This is a genomic window from Methylorubrum rhodinum (assembly GCF_014199935.1).
Taxonomy (GTDB): Bacteria; Pseudomonadota; Alphaproteobacteria; order Rhizobiales; family Beijerinckiaceae; genus Methylobacterium; species Methylobacterium rhodinum.
The window spans coordinates 127,028-146,921 of sequence record NZ_JACHOP010000002.1 but is presented as its reverse complement, the minus strand read 5'-3'; the positions used below and the strand labels follow the sequence as shown (position 1 = coordinate 146,921).

Annotated in this window: 19 protein-coding genes; 3 read left to right on the top strand and 16 right to left on the bottom strand. The window is 71.1% G+C overall.

The genetic code is table 11. From position 1 onward, the window contains the following. Positions 1 to 20 precede the first annotated feature (20 nt). From HNR00_RS02960 to HNR00_RS02925, 8 genes are all read right to left on the bottom strand, one after another. On the bottom strand, positions 21 to 209 hold the full coding sequence (locus HNR00_RS02960; RefSeq protein ID WP_183564658.1) for a nitroreductase family protein: 189 nt from the start codon (positions 207 to 209) through the stop codon (positions 21 to 23). 41 nt (positions 210 to 250) lie between these two features. Further along, a complete protein-coding gene (locus HNR00_RS02955) occupies positions 251 to 1,330 on the bottom strand; it encodes an apurinic/apyrimidinic endonuclease family protein (protein WP_183564655.1) in 1,080 nt (359 codons plus the stop codon). Positions 1,331 to 1,376: 46 nt separating this feature from the next. Then, positions 1,377 to 2,396: a 5-oxoprolinase subunit C family protein gene (locus HNR00_RS02950; RefSeq protein ID WP_183564652.1), complete on the bottom strand. Its 1,020-nt coding sequence runs from the start codon at positions 2,394 to 2,396 to the stop codon at positions 1,377 to 1,379. Next, on the bottom strand, positions 2,393 to 3,118 hold the full coding sequence (pxpB, locus tag HNR00_RS02945) for a 5-oxoprolinase subunit PxpB (protein WP_183564649.1): 726 nt from the start codon (positions 3,116 to 3,118) through the stop codon (positions 2,393 to 2,395). Before pxpB ends, HNR00_RS02950 begins: the two co-directional genes overlap by 4 nt. Positions 3,119 to 3,324: 206 nt before the next feature. After that, a complete protein-coding gene (locus tag HNR00_RS02940) occupies positions 3,325 to 4,113 on the bottom strand; it encodes a hypothetical protein (protein ID WP_183564646.1) in 789 nt (262 codons plus the stop codon). 66 nt (positions 4,114 to 4,179) lie between these two features. Further along, complete coding sequence (locus tag HNR00_RS02935) at positions 4,180 to 4,566, bottom strand: DUF3618 domain-containing protein (RefSeq protein WP_183564643.1); 387 nt, start codon at positions 4,564 to 4,566, stop codon at positions 4,180 to 4,182. Further along, positions 4,563 to 4,973, bottom strand: a complete 411-nt coding sequence (locus HNR00_RS02930; protein WP_183564640.1) for a phage holin family protein — start codon at positions 4,971 to 4,973, stop codon at positions 4,563 to 4,565. The genes HNR00_RS02935 and HNR00_RS02930 overlap by 4 nt, the downstream gene beginning before the upstream one ends. A gap of 18 nt (positions 4,974 to 4,991) precedes the next feature. Further along, the gene (locus HNR00_RS02925) at positions 4,992 to 5,468 is read right to left on the bottom strand and encodes a hypothetical protein (protein ID WP_183564637.1); all 477 of its coding nucleotides are present in this window, start codon (positions 5,466 to 5,468) and stop codon (positions 4,992 to 4,994) included. A gap of 516 nt (positions 5,469 to 5,984) precedes the next feature. On the opposite strand from HNR00_RS02925, the gene HNR00_RS02920 reads away from it, so the two are divergent. The 3 genes from HNR00_RS02920 (at position 5,985) to upp (ending at position 10,400) form a co-directional block, all read left to right on the top strand. After that, positions 5,985 to 7,406 carry an alpha,alpha-trehalose-phosphate synthase (UDP-forming) gene (locus HNR00_RS02920; protein ID WP_183564633.1) on the top strand — a complete coding sequence of 474 codons (1,422 nt, stop codon included), beginning with the start codon at positions 5,985 to 5,987 and terminating at the stop codon, positions 7,404 to 7,406. Between the two features lie 147 nt (positions 7,407 to 7,553). After that, entirely contained in the window at positions 7,554 to 9,647 is a 2,094-nt protein-coding gene (gene glgX, locus HNR00_RS02915) for a glycogen debranching protein GlgX (RefSeq protein WP_183564630.1), read from the top strand. Positions 9,648 to 9,749: 102 nt separating this feature from the next. Continuing rightward, on the top strand, positions 9,750 to 10,400 hold the full coding sequence (gene upp, locus HNR00_RS02910; protein ID WP_183564627.1) for a uracil phosphoribosyltransferase: 651 nt from the start codon (positions 9,750 to 9,752) through the stop codon (positions 10,398 to 10,400). Positions 10,401 to 10,556: 156 nt separating this feature from the next. Here the strand turns inward: upp and HNR00_RS02905 are convergent, their stop codons facing one another. The 8 genes from HNR00_RS02905 to lysA form a co-directional block, all read right to left on the bottom strand. Then, positions 10,557 to 11,438, bottom strand: a complete 882-nt coding sequence (locus HNR00_RS02905; RefSeq protein WP_183565452.1) for a 3-hydroxybutyryl-CoA dehydrogenase — start codon at positions 11,436 to 11,438, stop codon at positions 10,557 to 10,559. A gap of 151 nt (positions 11,439 to 11,589) precedes the next feature. Further along, entirely contained in the window at positions 11,590 to 12,543 is a 954-nt protein-coding gene (locus HNR00_RS02900; RefSeq protein ID WP_183564624.1) for an electron transfer flavoprotein subunit alpha/FixB family protein, read from the bottom strand. Between the two features lie 70 nt (positions 12,544 to 12,613). Beyond that, positions 12,614 to 13,363, bottom strand: a complete 750-nt coding sequence (locus HNR00_RS02895; RefSeq protein WP_183564621.1) for an electron transfer flavoprotein subunit beta/FixA family protein — start codon at positions 13,361 to 13,363, stop codon at positions 12,614 to 12,616. 335 nt (positions 13,364 to 13,698) lie between these two features. Beyond that, positions 13,699 to 14,271 (bottom strand): cob(I)yrinic acid a,c-diamide adenosyltransferase, encoded by a 573-nt coding sequence (locus HNR00_RS02890; RefSeq protein ID WP_183564618.1) that lies wholly within the window; start codon positions 14,269 to 14,271, stop codon positions 13,699 to 13,701. A 239-nt stretch (positions 14,272 to 14,510) separates the two neighbouring features. After that, complete coding sequence (locus HNR00_RS02885) at positions 14,511 to 15,152, bottom strand: acyloxyacyl hydrolase (protein WP_183564615.1); 642 nt, start codon at positions 15,150 to 15,152, stop codon at positions 14,511 to 14,513. A 150-nt stretch (positions 15,153 to 15,302) separates the two neighbouring features. After that, positions 15,303 to 15,488 (bottom strand): twin transmembrane helix small protein, encoded by a 186-nt coding sequence (locus tag HNR00_RS02880; protein ID WP_183564612.1) that lies wholly within the window; start codon positions 15,486 to 15,488, stop codon positions 15,303 to 15,305. Between the two features lie 69 nt (positions 15,489 to 15,557). Continuing rightward, on the bottom strand, positions 15,558 to 18,275 hold the full coding sequence (locus HNR00_RS02875; RefSeq protein ID WP_183564609.1) for a TIGR02302 family protein: 2,718 nt from the start codon (positions 18,273 to 18,275) through the stop codon (positions 15,558 to 15,560). A gap of 274 nt (positions 18,276 to 18,549) precedes the next feature. Beyond that, complete coding sequence (gene lysA, locus HNR00_RS02870) at positions 18,550 to 19,818, bottom strand: diaminopimelate decarboxylase (protein WP_183564606.1); 1,269 nt, start codon at positions 19,816 to 19,818, stop codon at positions 18,550 to 18,552. Positions 19,819 to 19,894: the final 76 nt, after the last annotated feature.

The following is a 19,894-nucleotide window of genomic DNA, read 5'->3' as shown; positions in this document are numbered from 1 at the left end:
TTCGAAAAGCGCAAGCGGGCTCACCGGCGCAGCCCCGATCCCTGATGGCCCAGGGCGCGCATCCAGTCCGGCCAGTAGCCGAGACGATCGACCGTGACGATCCCGGCCGCGAGGACCAGGGCCCCGAGCGCGACCGCAGCCTGTGCCCGCGTCCAGCGGCGGCGCGCAAGGCGCGACAGGGTGAGGGCGATGTGGATCAGCGGTCCCATGCCGGCAGCATAGGGCCACGGGCGCCGGGACGCGAAAGCCCTCAGGCCGCTTCCCGCGCGGCCCCGACGCTGCGCCCGATCTGCGCGGCCAGCGGCACGCTCGCCTGGTTCTTGCCCTTGGCCTCGATCTCGAAATCGCTCCAGGCGAGGTGGCGGGCCACCAGCGCGTTGACCGCCTCGTTCCACATTTTGTCAGAATGGGCGGCGAGGTCGCGCCAGGAATGGCCGTTCTCGAAGAGCCTCACGAAGTCCGGCAGGGCGCCCGGATCGTGATCCGGCAGCAGGGTTTCCCGCGAGACGCTGATATGGCTCACCGGCCGAACCCCGCGCCAGGAGGCCATCACGGCGGCGATGCGGGGATCGTCCGGCTCGATGTACTCGCCGCGGCTCTCGACCCAGTGGTGGTGGAGATCGAGCACCACCGGCACCCGCTCGCCGAGGCGCAGGACCGCGTCGAGGCCGAACAGCGACTCGTCGTTTTCGACGGTGAGCAGGTTTCGCGCGGTCTCGGAGAGCAAGGACAGGCTCTCGCGAAACCCCTCGATGCCGGGCTCGCGGCCGCCGACATGGATGTTGAGGTGGGCCCCATGCGGGTGCCAGCCCGAGCCGTAGCCCAGCATCGCCATGACCTCGGCGTGATATTCCAACTCGGCGATGCCGTTTCCTTGCGCGTTCGGGTTGCGCGAGGCGATGATGCAGAACGGGCCCGGATGCATGCTGAGGCGCACGCCGCCCACCCGCGCCCGCTCGCCGATGCGGGCGAGGCCGGCCTCGATCAGGGCGCGCAGCGCGGTATCCGCGTAGAGCGGCATCGCCGTCGGGTGGGTGTAGCCGGGCAGGAGCGAACTCGCCATGCGCAGCAGCCGCTCCAGCGGCGGCCGGGCGGCGACCCACGTCACCTGCCGCTCCAGCGCCGCGAGGTTGTGGCGCACCACGTCCTCCAGCTTGCGCCGCCGCTCGGCGGGCCCGAGTCGCTGGAGGTTGGCCATCGTCACGGTGCCGAGATTCATCAGCTTGGCCGCGTCCTTGGCGGCCTTGAGCGTCCGGTGCGCCGGGTCCGGGTCCGGGATGAAGGTGCAGCAGAAGCCGAGGCGGGGTGGTGGGGATTGTTCGCGCGACATGGGCGGACAACGCGGTAGGGGCGCTCCGGTCACGGAGTGGAAAAGCTCAATCGTCGCGAAACGCGTCCACCGCCGCGCCCGCGAGGTTGGCCGCCATCAGCCGCTCGGCCTCGCCCTCCACCGGTCGCCGATTCTTTTGGAGCGCACCGAGCGCCGCGGCCCGCGCCTGGGCGAGTTTTCGCGCGGTGGCGAGATCAATCGCCTCGAACCGTACGGACTCGCCCGGCCGGCGCTGGGCGATCCGGCGAATGTCCGAAGAAATCACGGTCGCGATCTTCGGGTAGCCGCCGGTGGTCTGGCGGTCGGCCATCAGCACGATGGGGCGGCCGGAGCCCGGCACCTGCACCGAGCCCGTCACGGTGGCATCCGAGACGATGTTGAAGCCGCCCTCCCCGTGGGCGATGGCCGGCCCGTCGAGCCCGTAGCCCATCCGGTCGGCCTGCCCCGAGACCGTGAAGGTGCCTTGCAGGAAGGTCGCGAGGCCCTCGGGCGGAAAAAGATCGTCCTGGGGGCCGAGGACGACGCGGACCGGCCGGTCGGATTCCAGCGGGACGGGATCGAGACAATAATCCGTCTCGCCCGCGGGGGCGGGACCGGCGATCGGCAGTCGGTCGCCTTCGCGCAAGGGGCGCCCGTCGAGGCCGCCGAGGGCGGCGCGGCGGTGGAGCGCGACGCTGCCGAGGACGGGGCGCAGGCTGAAGCTGCCGGCGACCGCGAGCGTGGCGAACATGCCCACGCGGGGCCGCCCGAGCGTCAGCGCCGCGCCCTCCCGCAGCAGGAAGGCGCGGTGGTCGGCGAGGGGCTCGCCGTCGCAATGCAGCGGGCCGCAGGCCCCGGCGAGCGCCAGCCGCACCGGCCCGCCCTCGACGCGCAGCGTCGCGCTCGCGAGACCCAGTTCGATCGCCGCCGCATCGGGCGGGTTGCCGACCAAGTGATTGGCGGCGGCGTGGGCCAGCCGGTCCATCGGCCCCGAAGCCGAGAGGCCATCACGCAAAAAGCCCGGTCGGCCGCCGTCCTGGATCGAGGCGGCACCGGAGAGGCGCAGGAGGTGGAGGACGCCGCTCACGGGTCGCTCACTTCGGCGACGGTTTCGCCGGCCTCGGCGGCGGCCGCCAGCGCGTCCCAGTCCTTCGCGGGCGTCGGCACGAACCGCACCCGGTCCCCAGGGCGCAGCAGGAAGACGGGGTCGCGCTCCGGCACGAAGTTCCGGAAGGGCGTCCGCCCGAGAAGGTGCCAGCCGCTCGGGGCCGCGATGCTCGCGACCAGTGCCTGCGCCCCGCCGATGGAGATGGTGCCGGCGGGCGTCACCGGGCGCGGATGCGGGCGGCGCGACAGAGCGAGACCGGGGTCCAGCCCTTCGAGATAGGCGTAGCCCGGCAGGAAGCCGATCATCGCCACCCGGTATTCCGGCGCGGCGTGGCGCTCGATCACGGCCTCCGGCGCGATCCCGTGATGGGCGGCGACCGCGTCGAGATCGATCCCGAATTCGCCGCCATAGACCACAGGGATGCGCCACAGCCGCGTGGTGGCGGGCGGCGGCAGCGGCTCGGCGGCGAGCGCCAGCACGGTGCGGCCGAGCGCTTCCGGGTCGGCGGCGAGGGGGTCGAGATGGATGGTGAGCGAGCGATAGGTCGGCACCGTCTCGCGCAGCCCTGGCAGGGGACGCGCCCGAAGGGCGGCATCGAGGGCCAGCACGCGGGCCGAATGCGCCGGATCGATGCCGGCGCCGAATTCGATGGTGAAGGCCGTGTCTCCGCAGGCGAGCAGCCGCGGCGCGTCGTGCGTCATGGGGGCGAGGCTACCCGAAGACGCATCGGGCCGCGAGGCATCGGCCCGAGACGAAACCCGCGACCGTCACTCCGGGGCCGCGGAGCGGAACCCGGAGCCCACCCGTGACGCGCGGCTTCGCACCGCGTCGCGGCCGGTCGTGGATCCCGGGTTCCGCTGCGCGGCCCCGGGATGACGTGTGTGGTGAGGCGTCGCGAACCCGTTCCTCAGAGCCGGTGCGCCGTGCGCTCCGCCTCGTCGCGCGTGTCCTGCTCCGATGCCGGACCGGCCGCCCGCTGGACGGCGGCGTCGATGTTGTCCGGATCGAGCGCGGTCTCGACGAAGGTGCGGCCGCGCTGGGTCAGGTCGCGGGCGTAGCGCACGCCCTGGTCGCGCAGGTCGTCGGCGTAGGGGCCGAGGGCCCGGTCCTCCTGGCGGGTGCGCGGCAGGAGCGCGCCGAGCAGCAGGCCCGCGGCGAGGCCGACCACGCCGACCAGCAGCGGGTTCTCGGCGATGAACGCCTCGGTGGCGGTGCGGCCGCGGTGCAGGCGCTGCGCCCCGCGGTCGGCGAGGTCGGCGGCGCGCTGGCGCTGGGTGTCGTAGCGGTCCTCGGCCCAGGCGCGGGCGTCCTCGTAGGTGTCCTCGGCACGCGCGCGGGCCGAGCGCAGGGTCTCGCTCGCGCGCTCACGGGCAGTGCCCGCCGCGTCGCCGACGCGGTCGCGCAGCTCGGAGGCCTTGTCGGCGGCCTGATCGCGCAGGGACGAGGCCTGCTCGGCGACGCGGTCGCGAAGGCCGGAAGCCTCGTCGGTGGTCTCGCGCACGGTGTCGTGCAGGCCCTGCTGAAGCCGGGCATTGGCGTCGCGGCCCGCGGCGGTGGCGCGCTCGGAGGCGCTGTGCAGGCTGTGCTCGACGCCCTCGGCGCGGGGCATGCCGGCCTTGGCGGCGAGGTGCTCGGGCAGGGTCTCGACCGGGATGCCCTCGGTCGGGCGGGGCGGGATGGCGGGATCGTGGTTCATGGTGGGCTCCGTTTCGTGCGGGGCGCGGCGGCGCCGGAAGGGGCGCCGCGCGCGGGCAATCGGGGTTCAGACCTGCGGGCGCTCGCCGGGCAGGTCGTGCGGCGGCTTCCCGGCCGGAGCGTCGGGATCGTAGGTGCGGTCGGCGCCCGTCACCGTGACGGGCTTCGTCTCCACCGGCACCAGCGCCCGGCTCGCCCGCTGGCGGCCGGTGCGCATGCCGTTGAGCAGCAGCCCGACGCCGGCCGCGATCAGCAGCACCGGCACGGGGTTGCGCCGCACCGTGTCGAGGGCCTCGTCGTAGAAGCCGCTGTAGGGCGTGCGCCGGGCGGAACCCAGCATCTCGTCGACGAGGCTCGACGCGTTGAGGCGGCCCTGGATGCGGTCGATGGTCTCGTCGAGCCGGGCGCGGCGCTGCTCGATATCCTTTTCCAGATCCGAGATCGATTCGCTCATCCCGAGACCCTTTCCGTCAGCGCGCGGGCATCCTGCCGGACCTGTCGGCTGGTCCGGGTCGGGGCGAGGTTGGACAGGGACATCGCGCGGGCGCCGAGGATGCCGAGGATCACCGCGACGAGGAGCATCCCTCCGCCGACCAGGAGGGCGGCGAGCCATTCGGAGCCGACGAGGGTCGCGACGTACTTCACCAGCGCACCGATCAGCACCAGCATCGCGGTCACCGCGAACACCGCGGCGAACACCATCATGCCGAGGCCGACGAACAGCGAGCGGACGTTGTTCGTCATCTCGGTGCGGAAGAGCGCGATCTCCTTGCCGGCGAGTTCGCTCGCCTCGCGCAGCGCGTCGGCGATGAGCGCCTGGATCGAGGAGGACGGCGGAGGTGGGGGCGGAGGGCTTGCCATGATGGTCGCCTTCGCTCCTCAGGCCCGATGGTCGCGGTCGAAGGCCGGTGCGGGCTCGCCCGAGGCCTTGATGAAGCGCGCGAGCAGGAAGCCCGCCGCGAAGGTCGCGACCGCCGTTGTCACCGGGGAGCGCCGGGCGAAGGCCTCGGCCTCGGTGTAGAAGTCCTCCAGGCCCCGCCGCTCGATCGAGCCGGCGAGACCCTCGAGCCCCTCCGCCGCGCTGTCGAAGAAGGCGCGGAGGTTGGGGCGGTCCTCGAAGGTCCGGCCGGAATCGCGGATCGACTGGGCGATGTCGCCGACCGAGCGGGCGGCCTCGCCTTTTCGCTGATCGACATAGGCGTAGGCCTGCTTGCGGGCGGCGGAAGCGAGCCCCCGGCCGCGCTCGGCGGCGAGATGCGCGGTGTCCTCGACGTCGTGGCGCAGATCCTTCAGGTCCGCCGGGCGGGCGGCCGGGTCGGCTCCGGCAGCGGGGTCCGGTGATGCGGAGGCGGTCATGGTCTCGGTTCCTGCAAAGCGGTGTGGGTGAGGCGGCCGGAAAGCGGTGTGGGTGAGGCGGCCGGCGTAGGATGCGACGGCAGCAAAAGAATTCGGCCTGAGAACCGATGGCCGTGCTGCAGGGTTCCGCTTCCGGACGTTCGGTCTCGCGGATGCTTCCCCGGTCCACGGCCGAGAGCCGGCCAACCGGACGCATGGGAAGAACGGCTTGACAGAAGGACCTGGCGATAAAGGGCTTGGCGAGAAAGGCGATGGGAGCGGCTTGCCGGACGCGCCGCCTGACACGGCGCGGGTCGCCATGTCGGAGCCTCGCGCTTCGGTGCCGTCGCGCGCCGCCGCGCGGCCTCCGACGGGCCGTGGGAACCCGTTCTGCTCGCTTGACCGGCGGAGGACGATGGGATTGGCTGCAACCCGACGGATCGCGTGGGATTCCTGCGCGTTTTCCCACGGACGTTTAAGACTCTACAGGCGGGCGCAGCCCTCGCGCCCGCTGCAACGAGGACCGGAGCCGGGTTCGTGGCACGTCTGATCATCGTCTCGAATCGTGTCGCCGTGCCTGCCGAGGGCAAGGACGCGGTCTCCGCCGGCGGCCTCGCCGTCGCGGTCAAGGAGGCGTTCTCCTCCTATGAGGGGCTCTGGTTCGGCTGGAGCGGCAACATCCGCGACAATCCGAGCCTCGAGCCGGAGCTGATCGACCGCGGGCCGATCCAGTACGCCGTGCTCGACCTCTCGCCCCAGGATCACCGCGAATATTACGCCGGCTTCGCCAACCGGGCGCTGTGGCCGATCATGCATTACCGCATCGGGCTCGGCACCTTCTCGCGCTCGGACTATGCCGGCTACCAGCGCGTCAACCAGTCCTTCGCCCGGGCGCTCGCCAAGCTGGTCGAGCCCGACGACCTGATCTGGGTGCACGATTACCACCTGCTGCCGCTGGCCTCCGAGCTGCGCGGCCAGGGCATCGCCAACCCGATCGGCTACTTCCACCACATCCCCTGGCCCGCGGCCGACGTGTTCAACACCCTGCCGGCGAGCAACGAATTGCTGCGCGCCATGGCCGATTACGACCTGATCGGCCTCCAGACCGACGCCGACGTGCAGAACCTCTCGCGCAACTTCATCGACACGATGCGGGCGATTCCTCTGGGCGGCGGCGCCCTGATGGTCGATGGCCGCCGCACCCGCATCCGCTCCTTCCCGATCGGCATCGATGTGGCGAGCTTCAAGGAGGCCGCCGACAAGGCCGGCTCCAACAAGGTGGTGCGCGAGACCATGGCGGGCCTGCGCACCCGCAAGCTCCTTATCGGCGTCGACCGGCTCGACTACTCGAAGGGCGTGCCCGAGCGGATGGAGGCGGTGGACCGCTTCTTCGCCTCGAACCCGGACCAGCGCGGCAACGTCGTCTACATCCAGATCACCCCGAAATCCCGCAGCGAGGTGCCGGAATACGAGCAGCTCTCGCGCGAGGTGAACGAGAAGGTCGGCGACATCAACGGCACGCTGGGCGAGCCCGCCTGGACGCCGATCCAGTACGTCACCAAGGCCTATCCGCGCCCCGTGCTCGCCGGCCTCTACCGCGCGGCTCGCGTCGGCCTCGTCACGCCGATGCGCGACGGCATGAATCTGGTGGCCAAGGAATACGTCGTGGCGCAGAGCGAGGAGGACCCCGGCGTCCTCGTCCTGTCGAAGTTCGCCGGTGCCGCGCGCCAGCTGCCCGAGGCGCTGCTCGTCAACCCCTACGACCGCTTCGAGGTCGCGGAGGCGATCCGGCAGGCGCTCTACATGCCGCGGGCCGAGCGCCTGGAGCGCTGGAAGCCGATGGCCGACCGCATGCTGCGCGAGGACGTGGATTGGTGGGCCCGCAGCTACATGGCCGAACTCGAATCCTTCCGCACCGTCGAGCGCGAACCGCCGCGGGCGGCGGCCGCCGCCGAGTAGCTTCCGCCGTCTCGAACCGGCGCTCCGACTTGCGGCGCACAGCCGCTTGAGCTTCGCCCGGCCAGTCTTTAACCAAGTCCCGCAGCCTCCCGCGGCTGGGAGCCCGGCGGGTGCGGCGTTCCAGCCCGGCCACGACGAAGGACCGGGATGATCGTCATCGAGGAGGGCCTGCCGACACCGCTCGGCGCGCATTTCGACGGCCGCGGCGTCAACTTCGCCCTCTTCTCGCAGCACGCGACCGCGGTCGATCTCTGCCTGTTCGAGCCGGGCGCCCGCCACGAATCGCGCACGATCCGCCTGCCCTGCCGGACCGACGACATCTTTCACGGCTACGTCCACGGCCTGCTGCCGGGCCAGCATTACGGCTACCGCGTGCTCGGGCCGTGGGAGCCGAGTGCGGGCCATCGCTTCAACCCGGCGAAACTCGTCCTCGACCCCTATGCCCGCGAGATCGCCGGCCGCATCCGCTGGCACGACGCGCTCTACGGGCACCGCCGCGGCGCCGCCCGCGAGGATCAGTTCGACCGGCGCGACAGTGCGCCCTTCATGCCCCGCTGCGTGGTGACGCGGCCCGACACCCCCGATCCGGTGGCCCTGCCGCCGCACCGGCCGCTGCACGAGAGCGTCATCTACGAGGCCCACGTCAAGGCGCTGACCATGACGCATCCGGCCCTCTCGCTGCCGGAGCGCGGCACCTATCTCGGACTCGCGCACCCGGCGATCATCGAGCACCTGTTGAAGCTCGGCGTCACCGCGCTCGAACTACTGCCGATCCAGGCCTTTGCCGACGACCGCTTCCTCGTCGAGAAGGGCCTCGTGAACTTCTGGGGCTACCAGCCCTACAACTACTTCGCCCCCGAGCCGCGCTATCTCGGCGAGGGCGACGCCAGCGGCCTGCGCTTCGCGATCCGCGAACTCGCCGCGGCCGGCATCGAGACCCTGATCGACGTGGTCTACAACCACACGGCCGAGGGCGACCATCTCGGGCCGACGCTCGCCTTCCGCGGCATCGACAACGCCAGCTACTACAAGCTCGACCCGGAGGACCGCCGCCGCAACATCGACTGCACCGGCTGCGGCAACACCCTCGACGTCGCCCATCCCCGCGTCATGCGGATGGTGCTCGACAGCCTGCGTCACTGGGTGACCGTCTACGGCGTGGCGGGCTTCCGCTTCGATCTCGCCTCCAGCCTCGGCCGCGCCCCGCACGATTTTTCGCCCGAAGCGGCGTTCTTCCAGGCCGTGCAGCAGGACCCCGTCCTGTCGCGCGTCAAGCTCATCGCCGAGCCGTGGGACATCGGTATGGGCGGCTACCGGCTCGGCGGCTATCCCTACGGCTGGAGCGAATGGAACGACCAGTTCCGCGACAACCTTCGCGGTTTCTGGCGCGGCGACCGCGGCACGCTGGCCAAGCTAACGCAGGGCCTCTCGGGCTCCCGCGAGATTTTTCTGCCGTCCGGCCGCTCACCCTTGGCCAGCATCAATTTCGTGGCCTCCCACGACGGCTTCACGCTCGCCGACGTCGTCGCCTACGAGGCCAAGCACAACGAGGCCAACGGCGAAGGCAACCGCGACGGCCACGGCCACAACCTCACCTGCAATTACGGGATCGAGGGGCCGACCGACGATCCCGCGATCTTGAGCCTTCGCGCCCGCCAGAAGCGCAACATGCTGGCCTGCGTGTTCTTCGCGCAGGGCGTGCCGATGCTGCTGATGGGCGACGAGCGCTCGCGCACCCAGAACGGCAACAACAACGCCTATTGCCAGGACAACGCTCTGAGCTGGATGGATTGGGAGACCGATCCCGATCCGGCGCTCGCCGAGTTCGTCGGCAACCTCGCCGCCCTGCGCCGCGTCTGCCGCTCGCTGCGGCGGCGCCACTTCCTGATGGGGGCCGAGGTCGAGGGCACCGGCCTCAAGGACGTGCACTGGCTCTCCCCCAACGCCGCCGAGATGGACGGCGCCGCCTGGGCCGACGGCGAACGCCAGGCCTTCGGCATGCAGATGAGCAACGACATCGCCGGCTCCGAGCGCGTGCTGATCCTGATGAACGCCGCGACCGCGCCCTGCCTCTTCGCCCTGCCGCCGGCGCTGGGCGGCCCCTGGCGCCCGGTCTTCGACACCACGCTGCCCGTCGGCACCGTGCCCGAGGGCAGCCGCCCCGCGGTCGAGGCCGGCGGCACGGTCGATCTGCCCGAGCGGGCCGTGCTGGTGCTCAAGGGCGCGCCAGCGGTGGCGTGAAGCGCCGATCGGCCGGGAAAACCCTGTCGGCGTCTCGGTTTCGCCGGCCCGACTATGGCATCGTGCGTTTCACGGCGCGGTCTGGGATTGGGACGGGAGCGGATGATGACGGCAAGCGGCGGGGCGGCTGCGGTGACGGTGGTTGATCATCCGCTGGTCCAGCACAAGCTGACGATGATGCGCGACCGCGACCGCTCGACGAAGGGGTTTCGCGAACTCCTCAACGAGATCGGCATGCTGCTGGCCTACGAGGTGACCCGCGACCTGCCGCTGGAGGCGATCTCGATCGAGACGCCGCTCCAGCGCATGGAGGGCCGCCAGATCGCCGGCAAGAAGCTCGTGCTCGCCCCGATCCTGCGGGCCGGCGTCGGCTTCCTCGACGGGATGCTGTCGCTGATGCCCTCGGCGCGCGTCGCCCATATCGGGCTCTACCGCGATCCCGACACGCTCCAGGCGGTCGAGTATTATTTCAAGTCGCCGTCCGACCTCGCCGACCGCACCGTGCTGGTGCTCGACCCGATGCTGGCGACCGCCAACTCGGCGGTGGCCGCGGTGGAGCGGCTGAAGAGCCGGGGGGCGAAGGACCTGCGCTTCGTCTGCCTGCTCGCCGCGCCCGAGGGCATCGCCCGGTTCCAGCAGGCGCATCCCGACGTGCCGGTCTGGACCGCGGCGATCGACGAGCGTCTCAACGATCACGGCTACATCGTCCCGGGCCTCGGCGACGCGGGCGATCGGATGTACGGGACGCGGTAGGGCTCGCGCTGACCCACATTGCCAATCGAGGCGAGCGACAGCACCGTATGGCCCGGCGCGAAGAGCGCCGCGCGCAGCGGCCTCGGCTACGCCGAGGCGTCTAGCGGAGCGAAAGCCTAAGGCCGCGGACGCGGCCGCCGGCGCTTGAGGCCGAAACTAGCGAGTCGGGATCGGCGTCTCGCCGCGATAGTCGTAGAAACCGCGCTTGGTCTTGCGGCCGAGCCAGCCGGCCTCGACGTACTTCACCAGCAGCGGGCAGGGGCGGTACTTCGAATCCGCCAGCCCCTCGTAGAGCACCTGCATCACCGACAGGCAGGTGTCGAGGCCGATGAAGTCGGCGAGCTGCAGCGGGCCCATCGGGTGGTTGGCGCCGAGCTTCATCGCCGTGTCGATCGACTCGACCGAGCCGACGCCCTCGTAGAGCGTGTAGATCGCCTCGTTGATCATCGGCAGCAGGATGCGGTTGACGATGAAGGCCGGGAAATCCTCCGACATCGTCGAGGTCTTGCCGAGCTTGCCGATGAAGGCCTTGGCCGACTCGTAGGTCGGGTCCTCGGTGGCGATGCCGCGGATCAGCTCGACGAGCTGCATCACCGGCACCGGATTCATGAAGTGGATGCCGATGAAGCGGTCCGGCCGGTCGGTCGAGGCGGCGAGCCGCGTGATCGAGATCGACGAGGTGTTGGTGGCCACCATCGCGTCGGGCCTGAGCGACGGGCACAGGGCCTGGAAGATCTTGCGCTTGGTCGCCTCGTCCTCGGTCGCCGCCTCGATGACGAGGTCGCAGGGGCCGAGATCCTCGTAGGCGCGCGCCAGGGCGATCCGCTCCAGGGCGACGCGGCGCTGGTCCTCGCTCAGGCTGCCCTTCTGCACCTGTCGGGACATGTTGGCGTCGATCAGCGCGAGGCCGGCGTCGAGCCGCTCGGGATCGCGGTCGTTCAGCCGGACGTCGAGGCCCGAGGCCGCGCAGACATGTGCGATGCCGGTCCCCATCTGGCCGGCACCGATGATGCCGACCGTCTTGATCTCGATGCCCATAACCGTCTCGCGTCTCACCTGCTGCGGCATCGCCGGGCGAACCGCCTGTATACCATGCGGCACTGCAACAAATGCGTCAAACCCGTCTTTCGCCACGTCCTGGCCGGAGCGGCCCGCCCTCGGGTGACACGAGGGCGGAGACGCTCGAACGCTACCGGTCCTTCGCCTTGGCGATCTCGGCCTGGAGTTCCGGCACGACCTGGAACAGGTCGCCGACGAGCCCGTAATCCGCCACTTGGAAGATCGGCGCGTCCTCGTCCTTGTTGACCGCGACGATGACCTTCGAGTCCTTCATGCCGGCGAGATGCTGGATCGCGCCGGAGATGCCGACCGCGACGTAGAGGTCGGGGGCGACCACCTTGCCGGTCTGGCCCACCTGCCAGTCGTTGGGGGCGTAGCCGGCATCGACCGCCGCGCGGGAGGCGCCGACCGCGGCGCCGAGCGCGTCGGCCAGCGGCTCGATCAGCTCCTTGAACTTGTCCGCCGAACCGAGCGAGCGGCCGCCGGAGACGATGAACTTGGCCGAGGCCAGCTCCGGCCGGTCGGACTTGGCGATCTCTTCGGACTTGTAGGCGGCGCCGAGCGCGTCGGGCGCTGCCGCCGACACGGCCTCGACGGAGGCGGCGGAGCCGCCCTCTTCCGCGGCCTTGAAGGCGGCGGTGCGCACCGTGATGACCTTCTTGCCCGAGGCCGCCTGCACGGTCTGGATCGCGTTGCCGGCGTAGATCGGCCGCTCGAACGTGTCGGGCGAGACGACCTTGATGATGTCGGAGACCTGGGCGACGTCGAGGAGCGCCGCGACGCGGGGCAGGGTGTTCTTGCCCGTCGTCGTCGCGGCGGCGACGATCGCGTCGTAAGGCTCGGCGAGCGCGACGATCAGCGCCGCGTTGGTCTCGGCGAGATCGTGGTCGTAGGCCGCGTCCTCGGCGTTCAGCACCTTCTCGACGCCGTCGAGCCGGCCCGCGGCCTCGGCCGCCGCCTTCGAGTTCGCGCCGGCCACCAGCGCGTGGATCGGGCCGCCGAGTTCCTTGGCCGCCGTGAGGGCCTTGAGCGTGCCGTCCTTGATCTTGCCGTCGGCGTGCTCGACGTAGAGGAGCGTGGTCATCGGGAGACCTTGTCGAATGAGGGAGTTAGCGCCGCTCGACCTCTCGGGAGCGGCGCGCGAACTTCGAAAATCAGAGGACGCCGGCCTCGACCTTGAGCTTCTGGACGAGCTCCGCCGCGGAGCCGACCTTGATGCCCGCCGAGCGGCCCGGCGGTTCGGCGACCTTCACGACCTTCAGCTTGGGCGCGACGTCGACGCCGAGGGCGTCGGTGGCCAGCTCCTCCAGCGGCTTCTTCTTGGCCTTCATGATGTTGGGCAGCGAGGCGTAGCGCGGCTCGTTGAGGCGCAGGTCCGTCGTGACGATGGCGGGGAGCTTGAGCGACACGGTCTGGAGGCCGCCATCGACCTCGCGGGTCACGTCGATGCTTCCATCGCCGAATTCCAGCTTGAAGGCGAAGGTGCCCTGCGGCCAGCCGAGCAGCGCGGCGAGCATCTGGCCGGTCTGGTTGGAATCGTCGTCGATCGCCTGCTTGCCGAGGATGACGAGTTCCGGGCTCTCCTTTTCGACCACCGCCTTGAGGAGCTTGGCCACCGCCAGCGGCTCGCAATTCACGTCGGTCTTGATCAGGATGGCGCGGTCGGCGCCCATGGCGAGCGCGGTGCGCAGGGTCTCCTGCGCGGCTTGCGGGCCGATCGAGACGGCGACGATCTCGGTGGCCTTGCCCTTCTCCTTCAGGCGGATCGCCTCCTCGACGGCGATCTCGTCGAAGGGGTTCATCGACATCTTGACGTTGGCGAGTTCCACGCCCGATCCGTCGGCCTTCACGCGGATCTTCACGTTGTAGTCAACGACCCGCTTGACGGGCACCAGAACCTTCATGGCAGTCGCTTTCCTCCGTGTCGCCGACCGAAGGCGGGCGCCCGTGAGGCGGCCACGCCTGTGCGACGGCAATCCCATTGTGATTGTCAGAGCGGGCGGGACCGTAACGAGCCGATTTCCCGCTTGTCAACGCGCGTTATCGGCAGGTCCGTGATGATCGCTCGAAGCGATCGTCACGCCCCCTTTTTGTCGACCTCAATCGCCGGCGCCCGCCTCCGCGGGCTTGGGCTTTCGCTGTGCTGGACGCCTCGGCGTGGCCGAGGCCGCTGCGCGGGGCGCTCTTCGCGCCCGGCATATCGTGACATCGCTCGTTCCGAACGATGTCGACTTTGAAATCAGCGGTTCTGGCCGGGAACCCACAGCACGTCGTCGGCCCCGTCGCGGTTGGCCGCGCGGGAGGCCACGAACAGGAAGTCCGAGAGGCGGTTGAGGTATTGCAGCGCCTCCGGAGAGATCGCCTCGCTCTCGATGGCGGAGAGCGACACCACCAGCCGCTCGGCCCGGCGGCAGACGGTGCGGGCGAGGTGCAGCGCGGCCGCCGTCGGCGAGCCGCCGGGCAGCACGAAAGACTTCAGCGGCGGGATGTTCTCGTTGAGCGCGTCGATCTCGGTCTCCAGGCGCTGCACCTGGGCGGCCACCACCCGCAGGGGCTCGTAGCCGAGCGGCTCCGCGCTCGGCGGCGTGGCGAGGTCGGCGCCGAGATCGAACAGGTCGTTCTGGATGCGCGCCAGCATCGCGTCCAGCGCCGGCTCGGCGTGGAGGCGGGCCAGTCCGATGCAGGCATTGGTCTCGTCGACGGTGCCGTAGGCCTCGACCCGCAGATCCGCCTTCGAGCGGCGCTCGCCGTTGGCGAGCCCGGTCGTGCCCTTGTCGCCGGTGCGGGTGTAGATCCGGTTCAGCTTGACCACGACGTCCCTCCCCGCGGGCCCGAAAAACCCGCCGGGCGATGGTGTTTCGCGCGCAGCGGGTCTTTGCAAGGGGATTGATGCGGCTACGTTCAACACCGCCGTCATTCCGGGGCGCCGCAGGCGAACCCGGTATCCACGACGGGCCGCGACGCCAAGTGGGGCCGCGCATCACGGGTGGATCCCGGGTTCCGCTGCGCGGCCCCGGGATGACCGCCCGTTCGATACGGAGGCGCGAAGCCTCAGAAGGTGTAGCCGATCTTGCCGCCGAAATTGGTCAGGCCGCGGTTGTCGCCGCAGAGGCCGGCGTTCGACATGTGCTCGACGGTGGCCATCACGCTCCATTGCGGGGTGATGCGGAAGCCGAGAGCCGCGGCCTCGCGGAAGAGCGGGTTGCAGCCCAGCGTGTTGAACCCGTAGGGCGTGCCCTCCTTCGGGCCGACATAGCCGTTGTGGGCGGCGCCGCCGAAGAAGCCTTCGATGAAGACGCGGCGGCCGAGCGTCTCGGGGAAGAGGTCGATCGTCCAGGTGCCGCCGAGATAGGCGTAGCTGGTGCGCCCGCCGGTGTTGTAGCTGCCGCCGACCGTCGGGCGCGGCACGAAGGCCTGCCAGAACGGATCGAGGCTGACGACCGGCTTGGCGAACAGGATCTCGCCGTTGACGTTGGCGGTGCTGAAGCCGGGGACCTTGCCCTCGGCGCTGCCCGGATCCTGCACCGAGCCGCCGATGCGGATCTCGGAGACGATGCTGTAGGGCTGGACCGGGGCGGCGTAGGGCAGCGGCGCGGGCGCCCGGCGACCGCCGAGGTCGGCGGCCTGCGCGGCCGTGGCGGCCAGCGCGCCGGCCACGATCAGGGCCGTAGTCCGGGCAAAGGGTGACATCATCGGCGGTGCATCCGGTTGAACCGCCCTCGAATACCACGCGGCCCCGGAGCCATCCCGCGGATTCATCCGCCCGTCACGCTTTTGCCGGGCCGGTGGGGCGCCCATGCCACACTGTCCCGGAGGGCCCCGCACGCAAGGCGCGGGTCGGCCTCAGGCCGAGCGCCACCAGACGACGCCCATGATGACGACGATCGCCACGAACTGCAGCAGCACGCGCAGGCGCATCAGCTTCTGCGAGAGGTTGGCGCTGCCGCCGCGCATCATGTTGACGAGGCCGAACAGGAGGACGGCGGCCACGGCGACGCAGGCGAGGAGGACGAGCTGGTTGGCCGACATTTTTTTGCAGTTGTCCCGATAGGAGCCTGCGCGCGTCGCGGGGGCTCATGTGGTTGATCCGCGCGCCGGTCAGTTCCGGCGCAGCAGGCGCTCGAAATAGTCGAGTTCCTCCTGCGGACGCGAGGGGTCGCCGAGCTTGCGCCGCAGCTCCTCCATGATCCGGCGGGCGCGCTGGACCGCCGATTCGTCGGCGCCCGGCACCCGGACCCGGCCGTCGGAGATGTCGCGCCCGCGGGTCGGGCGGCCGAGGGGATCGTCGTCGCCGCCGCCGGGACGGCCCTGCTGGGCCTGCTGCTGGCCCTCGCCCTCCCCCTGGCCCTCGCCCTCGGCCATCTGCTGCATCTGCTTCTGCATGCCCTCGGCGCCGCGCTTCAGCCCGTCCAGCGCCCGGCCCTGCGCATCGACCGCGTCGCCGTTGCGGCCCTGGCCGAGCGCGTCCTCGGCCTCCTTCATGGCGTCCTCCGCATCGGCGAGCCCCTGCTCGCCCTGGAGGCCCTGCTGCTTCATCCGCTCCTTGAGATCCTGCAGCTGCTCGCGCAGGCCCTGCTGGCGCTGGCCGGGGCTCTGGCCCTGCTGCCCCTTCTGGCCGGGACCCTTCTGACCTTCGCCCTGCTGTCCCTGCTCGCCGGGCTGGTTCTGGCCCTGCTGACCCTGCTGCTGCTGGCCGCGCTGCCCCTGCTGACCCTGGGGCTGCCCGTTCTGCTGCTGCTGGCCCTGCCGCGGGCGCTGGCCGGGCCGGGGGCGCGGCTGGCCGTCCTGGCCCTCCTTGTAGGTTTCGTCGCGCAGGTCCTGCTGGTCGCGGGACATCTTGTCGAGCTCGTCGAGCTGCCGGTTCATCTCGGCCTGCCCGTCGCCGGACTTCTGGCCCTGGTTCTCGGCGCTCTGGAGGTTTTCGAGCGTGTTGCGCAGCTGTTCGAGCAGGCGCTGGGCTTCCGCCGTGTCGCCGCGCTCCATCGCGTCCTGCATGTCCTTCAGCATCTTCTCCAGATCGTCGGGGGTGACGGTCTTGGCGCCCTTCTGCTGCTGTTGCTGCTGGCGCTCGGATTGCTGCTGACGGTTTTGCGGGTTCTGCCGCTGGCGCTCGGCAAACTCCTTCATGAACTTGTCGAGCGCCTGCTTCAGATCCTGGGTGAGCTTCTTGATCTCCTCGTCGGGGGCGCCGCGCTCGATCGCCTCCTTCAGCCGGTCCTGGGCGGCGCGCAGGGCCTTCTCGGCATCCGAGAGGTCGCCGTCCTCGATCTTGAGGGCCATCTCCCACAGGAGGTCGGCCACCCCGATCAGGTCGTCGTCGGTCCTGGCCGCGCGCAGGCGGTTGCCCGCGGTGGTGAGCCCGAGGAAGATCGACGGCTCCGGCGTGAACCGGTCAGGGGCGATCAAGAGCGCGTCGAGCGCGGTCTGGACGCGATTGCGGTCCTCGTCCGGGGCGGTGACGAGGCGGCGGCGCTCCTCCGCCAGGGCGCGGGCGAGCGCCTTGGTGAAGGGGCGGCCCGGCAGCAGCGTCTCAGCGGGTTGGGTGCGGCCCTCCTGCCCGGCCTCGTCGCGCACGACGAGCGTCAGCCGCACGCGGGCGCCGGACCAGGGATTGTCGGTGAGATCGACCAGCGACTTGGTGTCGTGCTCGCCGGTGGCGTCGGCGGGCAGCGCCAGGGCGAGCTTGGGCACCGGCACCAGCGAGCGGCCGGGCTTCAGCGGCTCGACCAGCCCCTCGGCGGACGCGATGCCGTAATCGTCCTTGGCCCGGTAGGTGAGCGAGAAGGTGCCGCGCCCGTTCACCTCGATCCCGCCGACCTGCCGCACCTCGGGGGGAAGGTCGGGGATCGTCTCGACCACGAGGCGCTGCGGCTCGGAGCCGGAGGCCGAGATGCCGAGTTCGGCCGTGCCGCCGGTCAGGCGGAAGCGCTCCTCGCGCAGCGACGCGCGGGTATCGGCTCCTTGTCCTTGCGTCAGGACGGGGCGCGGGGCCGGCTTGCGGTCTGCGGCCTCGTCCCTGGCCACGGGCACCAGGGCGGCGTTCGGGGTGAGGGTCGCCTCGCCCTGGCCGGCGATGCGCACGATCAGGGTCGAGTTCACCGGCGCGCGCAGGCGCTGCACTGCGTCCTTGCCGCCCGCCATGGTGACGATCAGCGGCGGGACGCGGGTGTAGATCGGCGGATCGATCCAGCCGTCGACGCGGAAGCTCGGGGCCGCGGCCGGGGGCTCGCGCCAGTCGAAGGCGGCGGCGACGCGCCCGCGCCATTCGGGGCCGGCGACGAACAGGGCCGCGAGCGCCGCCACCAGCGCGCCCGCCCGCAGCGCGCGCGGATCGTGCCGCGGCATGTCCGGCCGCGGCGGGCCGACCCGCAGCCGGGCGACGGCGGCCGCAGCCCGCTTCTGGTGGAGCGCCCAGAGCGCGCGGGTGGCCGGATCGGTCCCGCCGACGGCCAGCGTATCCTCGATCGCCGAGGCCGGATCGTGGGCGAGGCCCTTCTCGCGCGCGGCCTCCCGGTCGATCCGGGTCAGCGCCTCGCGCCGGCTCGGGCGCGCGACACGCAGGATGGGCATCAGCGCGGCAAGCCCCAGAAGCGCGAACAGGCCCAAGCCCACCATGCGCCCGAGCGGCGGCAGATCGAGCCACAGGCCGAGCCAGGACGCGGCGAGGAACAGGAGGATGACGCCGAGCGGGCGCCACAGCACCGGCCAGACCCGCTCCCACAGGCCCGCTGCCCGTGCGCCCGCCACGAGCCGGTCGAGGCGCCGCCGCGCGTCGCCGGGCCGGGTCTCGGGAGGGGTCGGTTCGGCCTCGTTCATCGTGATCGGTCGCGGCTCCCGCACATCGAAGGGGAAGCTAGCATGGTGGCGGGCCGGCACCATCGGGTCAAATCAGCCCAGCCGCGTTTGCGCCGACGCAAGCCCTCTCCCCTCTGCGGGAGAGGGTGGCCCCTGCGTCAGCAGGGGTCGGGAGAGGGGAGCGACAGTACCGCTTGGCCGCGTTCGACGTGAAGTCTTCGGAAGCGTCGTCCCCTCTCCCGCCTCGCATCCGCGAGGCACCCTCCCCCGCAGAGGGGGGGAGGGTTCATCGGCGTTACGTCAGCCACTCCGGCACCCGATCCAGCCGGATCAGATCCTCATAGCTCGGCCGCGGGCGCACCACCGCCGAGCGGTCCCGGCTCACCAGCACCTCCGGCACGAGGCGGCGGCTGTTGTAGGTGCCGGCCTGGACCGCGCCGTAGGCGCCCGCGCTCATCACCGCGATCAGGTCGCCGGCCGCGACCTCCGGCATCTCGCGGGCGAGCGCGAGATAATCGCCGGTCTCGCAGACCGGGCCGACCACGTCCGCGGTGATCCGGGGGGCGTCGGGCGCGGCCTCGGTGACCGGGCGCAGCGCGTGGAACGCCTCGTAGAGGGTGGGGCGGATCAGGTCGTTCATCGCCGCGTCGACGATGACGAAGGTCTTGGCCTCGGTCGGCTTCACGTAGATCACGCGGGTGACGAGGATGCCGGCATTGCCCGCGATCATCCGCCCGATCTCGAAGACCGGGCGCAGGCCGAGCGGCCGGAAATGCGGGCGCAGGATCGCGGCGAGCGCCGCCGGGTCCGGCGGGGGGGCGTTGTCGTCGCGGTAGGGGATGCCGAGGCCGCCGCCGAAATCGACGTGATGCAGCTTGTGCCCGTCGGCGAGCAGCGCTGCGGCCAGTTCGCAGAGCCGGCGCGCGGCGCTCTCGAACGGAGCGAGATCGGTGATCTGGCTGCCGATATGGGTGTCGACGCCCACGAGCTGGAGCCCCGGCATCTGCGCGGCGCGAGCGTAGACCTCACGCGCGCGGCTGATCGGAATCCCGAACTTGTTCTCGGATTTGCCGGTCGAGATCTTTGCGTGCGTCAGCGCATCCACGTCGGGGTTGACCCGGATCGAGACCGGGGCGCGCTCGCCCCGCGAGGCGGCGACCTCGGACAAGCCTGCGAGTTCCGGCTCGCTCTCGACGTTGAAGCAGAGGATGCCGGCCTCCAGCGCGGCGGCCATCTCGTCCTTGGTCTTGCCGACGCCGGAGAAGACGATGCGCTCGCCCGGCACGCCGGCGGCCAAGGCGCGGCGCAACTCGCCCTCGGAGACGATGTCCATGCCGGCGCCGCGGCGGGCCAGCGTCGTCAGCACCGCCTGGTTCGAATTCGCCTTCATGGCGAAGCACACCAGCGCGTCGTCGTCGGCGAACGCCTCGGCGAAGACGCGGTAATGCCGCTCCAGCGTGGCGGTGCTGTAGCAGTAGAACGGCGTGCCGACCTCTCCGGCAAGTGCGGCCAGATCGACGTCCTCCGCGTGGAGGCGCCCGTCGCGGTAGTGAAAATGATGCATGGCAGGCTTCGTAAAGGGCGCTCAGGCGTCGCTGTCGCCCGGTCTTTAGCCCTCGAAGGCGCCGCCCGGAAGCACG